This is a genomic window from Pandoraea sp. B-6 (assembly GCF_000282835.1).
Classification (GTDB): Bacteria; Pseudomonadota; Gammaproteobacteria; order Burkholderiales; family Burkholderiaceae; genus Pandoraea; species Pandoraea cepalis.
Window position 1 is genome coordinate 110,070 of record NZ_KB290559.1, and the last position, 12,266, is coordinate 122,335.

Genomic DNA, 12,266 nt, shown 5'->3' on the forward strand with positions numbered 1-12,266 from the left:
GCCGTCGGGCGGCGAGGCGAAGGTGATCCGGCGCGACGGCGCACCGACGGCCCCCGGCGAGACCGGCGAACTGGTGTTGCGCGGCGCACAGGTCATGTGCGGTTACTACAAGCGCCCGGACGAGACATCGGCCACCTTCACGGCCGATGGTTGGCTGCGTACCGGCGACCTTGGCTACTGCGACAGCGACGGGTATTTCTATATCACCGGACGTGCCAAGGAGTTGATCATCAAGGGCGGCGAAAACATTGCACCGCGCGAGATCGACGAAGCCCTCATGCGTCATCCGGGCGTGCTGGAGGCGGCTGCGGTAGGGGTGCCGGATCCCGCGTATGGACAAGACATCGTGGCATTCGTGGTGGTCCGCGAGCGATGCAGTGACACCCACGGCAACGACTGCGCGCCGCCCGATGCGGTGGCGCTTCGCGAGCACTGCCTGCAAACGCTGGGGCGCTACAAGACGCCAAAGGAATTTCGTTTCGTGACGGATTTGCCCCGTGGCCCCTCGGGCAAGGTGCAACGCCTCAAGCTGCTGAAAAGCTAACGCGCGGCAGCGCAAGGAAGGAAGCTCAAGACCCAAGACTCAAGAAAGACCCAAGGCCCGCGAGGGCAACCCGCTTCACTTTGCAGGACACGATCGCATGCGCAAGACGCGTGTGACGTAAATACATAGGAGACAACATGGACAAGCGCACCGGTCGCGTGAAGACGCGCCACATCATCCTGGCGGTCATGTGCCTGATGTATTTCATCTCGTACATCGATCGTGTCAACATCGCCGTCGCCGGCCCGTTCATCCGACAGGAGATGGGGCTGACGACGGTGCAACTCGGACTCGTGTTTTCAGCGTTCGCCTATCCGTATGCCGCGATGCAGATCTTTGGCGGGTGGCTTGCTGACCGTTTCGGGCCGAAGTTGGTGCTCACGGTGCTCTCGCTGATCTGGGGCGCCGCAACGCTGGCCACCGGGTTTGCCGGCAGCATCGCGACGCTGGTGGCGTTGCGCTTCGTGCTGGGCGTGGGCGAGGGCGGCGCGTTTCCGACGGCCACGCGCGCCTTCACGTACTGGATGCCGGTCAGCGAACGCGGCTTCGCGCAGGGCATCACGCACAGCTTCGCTCGCCTGGGAGGCGCCATCACGCCGCCCGTGGTGCTGGCGATCGTCGTGGCGTTCGGCTGGCGCGAGGCATTCATCGTGCTCGGGGTGGTGAGCCTCGCCTGGACGATGCTCTACATGAAGGTGTTTACCAACACGCCGGAGCAACATCGTCGCATCACGCCCGAGGAGACGGCCGAGATCGGCTACCGCGCGGGCGATTGCGAACGGGCGAAACGTGCGTCGACGCCGTGGCGCAAGCTCGTGCGTCGCATGTGGCTGGTGACGTTCGTGGACTTCTGCTATGGCTGGCTGCTGTGGGTGTACCTCACGTGGATGCCTTCCTATCTGCGTGAATCGCAGGGCTTCGATCTCAAGCAACTCGCGTTGTTCACGTCGCTGCCGCTGCTCGCCGGCGTCATTGGCGACACGCTCGGTGGCGTGGTTTCGGACAAGCTGTACAAGATGACCGGCCGGTTGCGCCTCGCGCGGGTATCGGTGATGGTGGTCGGCATGGGCGGTTCGCTGGCGTTCCTGTTGCCGATGACGCGGGTGTCCGATCCAATGGTGGCGGTGTTTTTGCTCTCGGCATCGTTCTTCTTCCTCGAAATCACCAACCCGGTACTCTGGACGCTGCCGCTCGACATTGCGGGCAAATATGCGGGCACCGCGGGCGGGATGATGAACACCGGCTTCGGCCTTGCCGGCATGATTTCGCCGGTGGCGTTCGGGTACCTCATCGAGACGACCGGCAGCTACAACGTGCCGTTCGCGATCTCGGCCGCGTTGCTCGGGGTTGGTGTGATTGCGGCACTGTTCATCGACACGAGCAAGACCGTCGAGAAGGATGAGGAAGCGGCGGAGCGCGAAGCGATCGCTGGAGCGGCTGACGCCGCGCCGGCCTGGGTCGGGGTCGGACCGCAGCGACATCCGCTGCGCCGGCCGTTGCGGTGGCGCCGGTAAAGAGATCAGCGAAGTGCAGCGGAGGTCGGCGCCGCTGCAGACGCGAATGATGTGCAGCGGCGCAACGCCAGGTCGTCCATGCGCCTGCGCAAATGGCGAGGCGTTCGGCTACAAACGGCTCGCCGGCGACGGTCTCGCCGCGAAACCCCATCGCGGTTCGGTCGTTCTCGTGCGGCGACATCTTTCTCGTCGAACAGAACGCGCAGTGCAGTTGGGAAAGTCGGGGCAACGTGGCAAAGGTGTACGCGATCTACCGCCCCACCTGACGCCGCCTGCCGCCGGTGACGTCACGACGTTGGCACGCCGCGCGTAATCGCGGCAAGGGGGGCGGCAGACCCGATCGGCGTGGCGTCTCCCTTATAACCCTTCGGCGGCCCATAGCCATACTTTCTGAATAGCCGCGCGAGATACGACGGCGACTCCAGGCCAACGGCCGCCGCGGCCGCGAGCACGGTCATACCGGGCGAGTTCAGAAGCGTTGCTGCGATTTGCACGCGTCGCCGGGATTGATAGTCGACGACGGACTCGCCGGTGGCCTCGCGAAAGACTCGCGTCAGGGAACGCTGCGATAGCCCGAATTCGTAGGCGATACGCTCCAGGGAGATGGGCTGATCAAGCGTTTCATCGAGAAATGCGCAGATGTCGCGCACAATGTCGGCACGTGCATCGGCGCGGTTTGATGGCAACGCGGCGGCCATCAAGCCAGCTTGCACACAGCTCGCGGCCAAGGTGCGGGCGGCAAGCTCCGCGCGGAATTCCGCAAGCTCGCTCGTCGGGTCCTCACTTGAGCGCGCCGTTCCCGTGGCGACGCGTGCTGCGTCGAGCAACAGCAATGGCGCCGACCATATCGAGATGCGCGCGCACGATAGCTTGCGTCGCGCCTTGCGTTCGCAAAAGACCACGAAATCGCTGGCGACGTACACCGCCACATGCGCCTGATCTGGGCGATAGCCTCGCGTGTCGTGCAGGCGTTGAGGCGGCACGACGACGAACGATTTCGGCGCAACGCGTACCGGCGCGACATTCGATTCGACGTTGAGTACGAGTTGTCCCGTCCTGGGGAGAAGGAACATGAACTCGTCGTCGTGCCGATGCGGACGCGTGCGGTATTCGCCGACCGAGACATGCCGGACATCGGCGACGCGGTCGCCTTCGAGATGACGAGGGGCAGTCGGATAGGGTTTCACCAGGCGCTTCCTTTGCGTGACGGGACACACTCGCAGCCCGTGCAGACGGCCGTGAACGCAACGCAGTGGATGGCGTGGGGCAGTCGACGCTCAGTATAACGCTTGACGAAGCGCGATGAGAGGCGCGGGAGAGGCGCGACGGCATCAGGTTGCCGGGTGACGGAAAACGGCAACGGCTGTCGCATCCCTGCGAGGCGACCGTCGAATCTTGGGGGCGAAAATACGGGCGTCGCCCGCCTTTGGCCGGATAGGGCGTGCCGAGTGGCCCGATCGGGCGCGACGTATTTTTGGGGCTTCGGCATGCTTGCGCTACTTGACTCCCGGAACGCTCCGATGACCTTGGAAGACACGATCCCCCCAACCGATTTCCCCTTGCGCCGCCACGATGCGCCGGATTTGCGTTTCGTCAGCGTGTTTTCCGCAGGTGCGGGCGGCGGTAACCCTGCGCCTGTCGTGTTCGACGCAGACGGCTTGTCATCCGATGAGATGATGGCCATCGCATCGCGCTATGGCCACGAAAGCGCCTTCGTCTGCAAAAGCCGCGACCCGCGCCACACCGTTCGGCTCCGCTTTTTCGTGCCGGCGCACGAAATGGAGATGTGCGGCCATGCGACGCTCGGCGCGATGTGGTTGTTGCGCCAAGCCGGCCGGTGGACGACCCCCGATGCCACCGTCGAGACGCTAAGCGGCCTCGTTGACGTACGTTACGACGAGACGTCGCGGCGTATCAATGTCGGCCAGCCGCGTGGCATTGTCGAGCCCATTGGCGATCGGTCACTCGTGGACGCCGTATGTCAGGTGCTCAGACTCGATCCGGACGATCTTGCGCCCTTTGGCATCGTCAACGCTCGAACGAGTCGCACGAAAACGCTGATTCCGGTCCGGTCTGTGCAGGTGCTCAATGCGTTGTCGCCCGCCCTGGAAGGCGTGCGCACGCTGTGCGACGCACTGGACTCGACGGGGCTATATCCGTTCGCACTAGAGCGAGCACGGCCACTGACGCTGCATGCGCGCCAGTTTCCGCGGTTGTCGGGCTATCCGGAAGACGCGGCCACCGGTATCGCTGCCGCGGCAACGCTGTACGGCGCGATTCACTATGGTTTGCTGAACGAAGGCGAATCGTCGATGCGGGTCTATCAGGGCTTCGCGATGGGGCGTCCGTCGTGTATCCGCGTGGCATTACGTGATGCCGATCATATCGAGGCGGGCTGCTGGATCAGTGGCGCGGTGGAGTTCGCCATGCTGGAGCCGACGCCATGAAGACCTTCAGCAATGCACAAGTGGCCGGTGTTCTCGATGTGCCGTCGGTGGCCAACGCGATTCGCGAAGCCTATCTCGATATGGCGAGAAATGCCGCAGCGGTGCAGCCGCGTGCGCGAATCGGCCTTGATGACGTCAAATTCAGTGCGATGAGCGCGATGCTCGGCTCGCAGCGCATTGCGGCGAGCAAGCTCTATACGACGATTGATGGTCGTTTTCGATTTTATGTCGCGCTGCTCTCGCTCGACGACGGCGCGCTGATCGCGCTGCTCGAAGGCGATGCGATTACGGGGTTCCGCACGTCCGCGACGACGCTACTCGCGGCGAACCATCTGGCACGTCCCGACAGTCACACGCTGGGGATTATCGGAAGTGGCATTCAGGCGAGGGCGCACGCGTTGGCGTTTGCGAGTCGTCCTAACCTGCGCAACGTCCGAATCCATAGTCACGACCTATCCAGCGCCCAGGCGCTCGCCTCCGACATTGAACGTGACCACGGCCTGGCGGCGGAGGTCACCGACGCCAGGTCGGCCGCCTCGTCCGACATCGTCGTGCTTGCGACGCGTGCGTCGGCGCCGGTCATCCGTGGCGCGTGGCTGCGTGAAGGCGCTTTCGTGGCGAGCATCGGTGCGACGCGCCCGGATCAACGCGAAATGGACGATGCATCGTTACAACGCGCATCACGCATCGTTGTCGACTGGACGGGGCAAACGCCGCACGAAACCGGAGACCTATGCCTGCCCGCGCAGACATGGCTCGCATCGTCGGCCCTCATTGATCTCTCAACGGTGATTTCCGCGGACGAGCACCGTAGTGCGGGCGCTACCGACATCGTGATCTATAAAGCCGTCGGCATCGCGTTGCAGGATGCCGCCGTTGCCTATCTTGCCTACTTGCGCCTCACCGCGTAACGCACCATTCGCCGGCAATGCCGGCTGAAGTCAAGGAATCCACCATGAAGTTTCCTCTCACCTTTCGCATACTGATCGGGATGCTGCTTGGCATCGCCGTTGGCTATGCCTGTCATACCTGGCTGCCGGCAGATGAAGCCGCGCGTGCCGGGGGTTATTTCTCCCTGCTGGCCGAGCTGTTCCTTCGACTCATCAAGATGATCATCGCGCCGCTGGTTTTTTGTACGCTGGTGATCGGCGTGACGAAGATCGGGGATGTGCGTGCCGCCGGGCGCATTGGCTTGCGCACCTTGGCGTGGTTTCTCGCGGCGGGCTTTCTGTCGCTGGCACTGGGTGCCGGGCTGGCGAATTGGCTGAAGCCCGGTGCCGCGCTGGATCTGCCGTTGCCGCCCGCTGACGTGACAACCGGTCTGAATGCCGGCGGATTATCGCTCAATCAATTCGTCGTGCATCTCGTGCCAAGCAGCATCGTTGCGGCCATGTCGAGCAACGAGATTCTGCAGATCGTCGTATTTGCCGCATTTTTCAGTGCCGGCCTGTTAGCGTTGGGCGAGAAGGGGGAGAGTATCGTACGCTTGCTCGACCAGACCTCGCACGTGATGTTACGGGTCACGTCATACGTGATGGCCGCCGCACCGCTCGCCGTCTTCGGCGCGCTGGCGAATGTCGTTGCGACGCGCGGGCTGTCGGTCCTCGCGACCTACGGGCGCTTCATGGGCGAGTTCTACGGCGGGTTGCTACTGCTTTGGACGCTGATTGTCGTGGCGGGCGGAGCAATGTTCGGTCGCCGTGTATTTTCGCTTGTGAGGGATATGCGCGTACCGATGCTGTTGGGGTTTAGTACCGCGAGCAGCGAATCCGCCTATCCAAAGACGCTCGAACAGCTGGAGCGGTTTGGTGTGCCCACGCGGATAGCGAGTTTCGTGCTGCCGATCGGCTATTCATTCAATCTCGATGGCACGATGATGTACTGCACGTTCGCGACGCTGTTTATCGCACAGGCCTATGGCGTACACCTGTCGTTTGCCGAACAGTTGTCGATGCTGGCGATCCTGATGTTGACGAGCAAAGGCATGGCGGCGGTGCCGCGCGCCTCGCTGGTGGTGATCGCAGCGACGTTGAGCCAGTTCAATATCCCAGAGGCGGGCCTGTTACTGGTGATGGGCGTGGATCACTTTCTCGACATGGGGCGCACGGCGACCAACGTGCTGGGCAACGCTGTGGCGTCGGCGGCGGTGGCCAAATGGGAAGGGGTGCTTGCCCCGTCGACACACGATGGCTCGGCGCCCTCGCTGGGCCTCACGCCGGATGAGCCGCGCGAACCGGCCGGGCTCGACTTGGCGTTGGAACGTGAGCCGAGTCACGCGTGAGCCCGTCGGGCATGGGCGCGAATCGGCATGGCGGCCTCTCGAGTCAACCGTGCGTCAGCCCGCGGACTCGATCGTGATCTCGGGATGCGTGCGGAATTGCGCCAGTCTGTCATCGTCGGCGCGCGCTTCGGTGATGAGCGTCCAGAGTCGTTCCAGCGGCGTCCAGTGCTGCTGACTCGCGCGATCAAGCTTATTGGCGGTGACCAGCACATACACGTCGGCCGACTGGCGGACGATGCACTCCTTGAGCCACGCCTGCTCGGCGGAGGCCTCGCACAGGCCGCGCCCGGCGACGACGCCGTCGGCACCCAGAAATGCCTTGTCGACCGACACGCGAGAGAGCGCCAGTTGTGCCAACGGCCCGAGTACGCTCATGCTCGACGGTCGCACGTCGCCGCCGATCAGCGTCACAGGCACCTTGTTGGCCGCCAGCGCACCGACGACGAGCAAGTTGTTCGTGACGACCTGCACCCCCTCACGTCCGGCAAGAAAACGCGCCATCGCTTCGGTGGTCGTCCCTCCATCGAGAAAGATCGTATCGCCGTCGACGACGTGTGCCACGGCGGCACGTGCGATGACATCTTTCTGTTCGCGGAAGCTCTCGCGACGCAGCTCCAACGATTCCTCGGGTTCGTGCATGCGTATCGGCGCGGCGGCGCCGCCGTAGGTGCGCACGACGCGACGCTCGTCGGCCAGGGCGCGCAGATCGCGGCGCACCGTTGCCTCCGACATGCCGAAATGGGCGCACAAGGCAGCGACATCCGTCATGCCTGACAGGACGGCTTTGAAAATCGCCTCACGGCGGTTCGCAACTTTCATGGATGGATCGGTGCTGAGCAAAACGAGAGAAATGCGAGCGAAGGACGTGTTCGCCGCGCGGCGCGCATAGTGTAGCGTCCCCGCGTGCAGCAATCGTCCAACGCGCCGCCCCGAACGACGACGATACGCTCACGCTGATGCTGAAAAAATGATTGATTCGATCATTTTGTCGACAATCCCGACGTGATAAAAGCCCTCGGGGAATGGGTTTCACCTGGCGATTCCCCATTGGTCACAATGTTTGCACATTTTTCTGGCGGCGATTAGACTTCCGTCTGATCAAATCGATCAAAATAATGATCGATTGGTTTATATCCACATTGGTCGGGAGACAACCATGGCTCAAATTCGTATCAAGCGCGCCATCGAGCGCGTGCCGGGGGGGATGATGATCGTTCCCTTGCTGATCGGTTCGTTGATTGCCACCTTCATGCCGGGGATGCCGACGTTCTTCGGCTCGTTTACCAACGCGCTGTTCACGGGCGCGCTGCCGATCCTCGCGGTGTTCTACGTCTGTATGGGCGCCAGTATCGATGTCAAGGCAACGCCGTACCTGATCAAGAAAGGCGGGGCGTTGTTCGCCGCCAAGATCGGCGCGGCGATTGTGGTCGGTATCGTGCTGGGGCATTTCCTGGGTGAGGCACCGGTCGCGTCGGGCATGTTCGCGGGCATTTCCACGCTGGCGGTGGTCGCGGCGATGAACGACACCAATGGTGGCCTGTACATGGCGCTGATGGGGCAGTACGGTCGCTCGGAAGACGTGGGCGCCTACACGATCATGTCGCTCGAATCGGGCCCGTTTCTGACGATGGTCACGCTGGGTGTCGCGGGGTTGTCCGCGTTCCCGTGGCCGACGCTGGTGGGCAGTATCCTGCCGCTGGCCGTAGGGATGTTGCTGGGCAATCTCGATCGTGAAATGCGCGATTTCCTGGGGCGTGCCGTGCCGGTGATGATTCCGTTCTTCGCGCTGGCGCTCGGCGCGGGGCTTGATCTGCACAAGGTCTGGCAGGCGGGCCTGCTGGGCATCCTGCTTGGCTTTGCCGTCGTCGTGGTCACCGGTATTCCGCTTTATATCGTCGACCGCCTGACGGGCGGGACGGGCGTGGCGGGTACGGCCGCCGCGAACACCGCTGGCAATGCCGCCGCGGTGCCGGCGCTGATCGCTGCCGCCAATCCGGTCTACGAGGCCGCCGCCAAGAGCGCAACGCTGCTGGTGGCCGCCTGTGTGGTGGTGACGGCCATCGTCTCGCCGATCCTGACAGCCGCGGTCGCCAAGCGTGTGGCGGCCCGGGGTCTGGGGGCTGCGGCCAAGGGAGCGATGCAGTGAGCATGCTCATTGTCGCCGACGATTTGTCCGGCGCGGCCGACTGCGCGATCGGCTTTACCAACGCCGGTCGTCGCAGCGTCGTGTCGCTCGATATCGAAGGCTTCAATGCGACGGCGCAAGTGGTGGCGATCGACATCGACACGCGCCGTCTGTCGGCGCACGAGGCCGCCGCACGCGCAGTCGCGGCGTGGCAGCGGCTTGCCGCGCCAGAACGGCGTCTCTACAAGAAGATCGACTCGACACTGCGTGGCAACTGGGTCGCGGAAGTCGCTGCGCTGCAGCCGCTTGCGGGCCTTGCCATTGTGGCGCCGGCTTTCCCTGCCACGGGGCGTGTCGTGCGAGACGGAGAAGTGTTCGTGCGCGGTGTGCCATTGGCCGAGACCGACACCTGGCGACTGGAGCATGACGCTCAGGAGGCGCGACTCGCGCCGATGTTGGCGGCGGCGGGGGTGAGCGCGCAGATCGTGCCCTCGGCGCTGCTGCGCAAGGATTTTGCGGCGGCGCGTGAAGCGTTGACCGATGTCGTTGCGCAGGCGCGCGCCAACGGTGTGACGGCGTTGATCGTCGATGCGCAGACAGATGACGATCTCGTCATGCTGGCGCGCGCGAGCGTCGGGCTGACGGACATCTTCTGGGTCGGCTCGGGCGGTCTCGCTCGCGCACTGGCCGAACAATCGGCATTGTTCGCGCCGACGGATGGCACGGGGGGCGCGCGAGACAATGCACATGTGACGAGCGACGCCGGAACGACCGGCCCCTTGCTGACGCTGGTGGGCAGTTTGTCCGCCGTGTCGCAGCAGCAGTGCGCGCGTTTGTGCGCGGAGCACGCGGTGGTCGAATGGATCGTGCCGCCCGCGGTTCTGCGCGCCGGCGCGTCGCATCCCGACAGCGCACGCTGGTGTGCGGCGATTGGCGATGCCATTGGGCAGGGAAGCGACCTGCTGGTGCGAATCGGGCGTGACGATGCCTTTGATCCGCAGGAGGGGGCGCAATTGTCGGCCTCGCTGGCGGCGTTGATCGCGCCGCACTTCGCGCGCCTGTCTGGCCTTGTCGTCACCGGCGGCGAGACGGCGCGCGCGATGTTGAGCGCGGTGGGGATCGGCGCGCTCGAGCTGCTCGCGGAAGTGGAGCCTGGTGTCGCGGTGGGGCGGCCGGCCAATGGTGCGCCGATGCGCATCGTGACGAAGGCCGGCGCTTTCGGCGGAGAAGCGGCGCTGCATAGCGCCTACCGATATTTGCGCACGACGCCCGGCCTGCGCGAGCGCCGTTGAGGCAACGCGAGCCGGTAGCGCAACAACAGAACATCATCCCGGAACAGGTTCCGGACGTCCTCCCAACGAAATGGATATCAACGCAAACGCCATGAATCAATATCTCCCCGTCATTGGCATCACCCTGGGTGACGCGGCTGGCGTCGGCCCGGAAATTATCGTCAAGAGCCTGGCGCACGACAGCGTCTACCAGCAATGCCGCCCCGTCGTGATCGGCGACGCGCGACGTCTCGAACAGGCCATCGCCATCGTCAAGATGCCGCTGAGCGTGCGTCGTATCGAGACGGTCGCGCAAGCGCGCTTCACGCCAGGCGTGATCGAGTGCATCGACCTGGGCCTGATTCCCGAGGACTTGCCGTTTGGCCAACTGTCGGCGATCGCGGGCGATGCCGCGTACCGCTACATCGCGCACGCGGCGAAGCTGGCCGAAGCCGGGGAAATCGACGCGATCTGCACGGCACCGCTGAACAAGGAAGCGCTGCACGCGGGCGGGCACAAGTTTCCCGGTCACACCGAGATGCTCGCTCACTTAACGGGTATCGACGAGGTGTCGATGATGCTTGTCGCGCCGAACCTGCGGGTGATTCACGTCACGACTCACATCGGCATCATCGATGCGATTCGCAAGATCGAGCCGGGTCTGGTCCAGCGTACGATCGAGCGCGGTCACGCTACGCTGGTCAAGGCGGGCATCGCGAATCCCCGCATTGCCGTGTGCGGCATCAACCCGCACGCGGGCGAGAACGGCTTGTTCGGCTACGGGGAAGAGGAAGAGAAGATCGTGCCGGCCGTGCAACGCTTGCGTGAGCGCGGCTGGGATATCGAAGGTCCGTTGCCCGCCGATACGTTGTTCTTCCGCGCCGGACGCGGCGATTTCGATCTCGTGGTCGCCATGTACCACGATCAGGGGCATGGCCCGGTCAAGGTGCTGGGCCTGGAGGCGGGCGTGAACGTGACGGTCGGCTTGCAGGTGGTGCGCACGTCGGTCGACCACGGCACGGCGTTCGACATCGCAGGCAAGGGCATTGCCGACGAGCGCAGCTTGCTCGAAGCGCTGCGCCAAGGGTCTGAACTGGCCACGCGTCGGGCATGAATGCCGCTGACGCCGACGCGTCGAGCGTCGTCGTCAGTTGATCATTCCACCCCCATGTGTCCGCGATCGTTGATTTCGCGGATCAGCGAGCGCAACGCGCTGACGATGCGCTCGGTCAATCCCTCAGGCGGACGTCGCTGCGCCCATACGAGTCCCACATCCATCGACGGCACGCCCGTGCTCAAATCCCGTCGCAGAATTCGCCCACCGTCGATCGACCAGGGGCGATAGACGAGGTCCGAGAGAATCGATACACCATAGCCCTGCGCCACGAGGCTACGAATTGCCTCGATCGAGCGAGTCCGGAAGTGCACGACCGGTTCGACCTGCGCGGCATGCCAGTAGCGCTCGACCGTCTGCACGTGTTCATCCATATCAAGCAGCAGGAAGCGCTGTCCGCGCACGTCGTCGAGCGTGACGCTTGGTTTGTCGAGCAGCGGATGTCCGGGGCTGGTCCACAGCCGGCGCGTCGAGCGCAGCAACGTGTGCGAGACGAGTCCGTCAGCCACGACGTTCGACACCAACAGCAACGCCAGGTCGACCTTGCCCGCCAGTACGGCCGCTTCCAGTTCGCGGCGGTCGCCCTCGATCAACGTGAGTTCGACGTTCGGGAAGCGCTTGGACAAGGTGCTGGCCACCGATGGCAGCAGATACGCCGAAATCGTTTCGGTGACGGCCAGTCGCAGACGGCCACCCGCATCGTCCGGAAGCGTGCGGGCCTCTTGCAGCGCGTCGTCGGTGGCGTTGAGGATTCGGTAGGCGTGACGCAGAAATCGCTCGCCGGCCTCGGTCGGCCGCAGCCCCTTCGCGTGCCGTATGAAAAGCGGTGTGCCGACGATCACCTCCAGATTCTGCAAGGCAATCGTCAGCGACGACTGCGACGCGCTGCATCGCTCGGCCGCGCGCATCACCTGTCCTGTCTCGGCCACGGCCACGAAATACTCGATCTGACGCAGGGTTGGTTTCATTT

General features: G+C 64.1%; 11 protein-coding genes. 8 read left to right on the forward strand and 3 right to left on the reverse strand.

Annotation, left to right across the window (positions count from 1 at the left end; all coding sequences use genetic code 11):
• Together A985_RS29560 and A985_RS0121545 are read left to right on the forward strand one after the other, a co-directional pair.
• The coding region (locus A985_RS29560; RefSeq protein ID WP_232424706.1) for a class I adenylate-forming enzyme family protein at nucleotides 1-544 on the forward strand (544 nt) is incomplete at its 5' end.
• Between the two features lie 137 nt (nucleotides 545-681).
• Nucleotides 682-2,058 carry an MFS transporter gene (locus A985_RS0121545; RefSeq protein ID WP_017235450.1) on the forward strand — a complete coding sequence of 459 codons (1,377 nt, stop codon included), beginning with the start codon at nucleotides 682-684 and terminating at the stop codon, nucleotides 2,056-2,058.
• 287 nt (nucleotides 2,059-2,345) lie between these two features.
• On the opposite strand, the gene A985_RS0121555 is transcribed toward A985_RS0121545, so the two are convergent.
• A complete protein-coding gene (locus tag A985_RS0121555) occupies nucleotides 2,346-3,245 on the reverse strand; it encodes an AraC family transcriptional regulator (protein WP_017235452.1) in 900 nt (299 codons plus the stop codon).
• Nucleotides 3,246-3,578: 333 nt separating this feature from the next.
• Here A985_RS0121555 and A985_RS0121560 point away from each other — a divergent pair, with 333 nt between their 5' ends.
• From A985_RS0121560 to A985_RS0121570, 3 genes are read left to right on the forward strand one after another with little or no spacing between them, the layout of a single operon-like run.
• Nucleotides 3,579-4,505 carry a PhzF family phenazine biosynthesis protein gene (locus A985_RS0121560; protein ID WP_017235453.1) on the forward strand — a complete coding sequence of 309 codons (927 nt, stop codon included), beginning with the start codon at nucleotides 3,579-3,581 and terminating at the stop codon, nucleotides 4,503-4,505.
• Nucleotides 4,502-5,416 (forward strand): ornithine cyclodeaminase family protein, encoded by a 915-nt coding sequence (locus A985_RS0121565; protein WP_017235454.1) that lies wholly within the window; start codon nucleotides 4,502-4,504, stop codon nucleotides 5,414-5,416. Before A985_RS0121560 ends, A985_RS0121565 begins: the two co-directional genes overlap by 4 nt.
• 44 nt (nucleotides 5,417-5,460) lie before the next feature.
• Complete coding sequence (locus tag A985_RS0121570; protein ID WP_017235455.1) at nucleotides 5,461-6,786, forward strand: dicarboxylate/amino acid:cation symporter; 1,326 nt, start codon at nucleotides 5,461-5,463, stop codon at nucleotides 6,784-6,786.
• A gap of 54 nt (nucleotides 6,787-6,840) precedes the next feature.
• On the opposite strand, the gene A985_RS0121575 is transcribed toward A985_RS0121570, so the two are convergent.
• Nucleotides 6,841-7,605 carry a DeoR/GlpR family DNA-binding transcription regulator gene (locus A985_RS0121575; RefSeq protein ID WP_017235456.1) on the reverse strand — a complete coding sequence of 255 codons (765 nt, stop codon included), beginning with the start codon at nucleotides 7,603-7,605 and terminating at the stop codon, nucleotides 6,841-6,843.
• A 337-nt stretch (nucleotides 7,606-7,942) separates the two neighbouring features.
• Here A985_RS0121575 and A985_RS0121580 point away from each other — a divergent pair, with 337 nt between their 5' ends.
• The 3 genes from A985_RS0121580 (at nucleotide 7,943) to pdxA (ending at nucleotide 11,296) form a co-directional block, all read left to right on the forward strand.
• Nucleotides 7,943-8,932 carry a 2-keto-3-deoxygluconate permease gene (locus A985_RS0121580; RefSeq protein WP_017235457.1) on the forward strand — a complete coding sequence of 330 codons (990 nt, stop codon included), beginning with the start codon at nucleotides 7,943-7,945 and terminating at the stop codon, nucleotides 8,930-8,932.
• Nucleotides 8,929-10,203, forward strand: coding sequence for a four-carbon acid sugar kinase family protein (locus tag A985_RS0121585; protein ID WP_017235458.1), 1,275 nt, complete (start codon nucleotides 8,929-8,931; stop codon nucleotides 10,201-10,203). The genes A985_RS0121580 and A985_RS0121585 overlap by 4 nt, the downstream gene beginning before the upstream one ends.
• 91 nt (nucleotides 10,204-10,294) lie before the next feature.
• Nucleotides 10,295-11,296: a 4-hydroxythreonine-4-phosphate dehydrogenase PdxA gene (gene pdxA, locus A985_RS0121590; RefSeq protein ID WP_026132270.1), complete on the forward strand. Its 1,002-nt coding sequence runs from the start codon at nucleotides 10,295-10,297 to the stop codon at nucleotides 11,294-11,296.
• A 41-nt stretch (nucleotides 11,297-11,337) separates the two neighbouring features.
• On the opposite strand, the gene A985_RS0121595 is transcribed toward pdxA, so the two are convergent.
• Nucleotides 11,338-12,264, reverse strand: a complete 927-nt coding sequence (locus A985_RS0121595) for a LysR family transcriptional regulator (RefSeq protein WP_017235460.1) — start codon at nucleotides 12,262-12,264, stop codon at nucleotides 11,338-11,340.
• Between the last annotated feature and the right edge of the window lie 2 nt (nucleotides 12,265-12,266).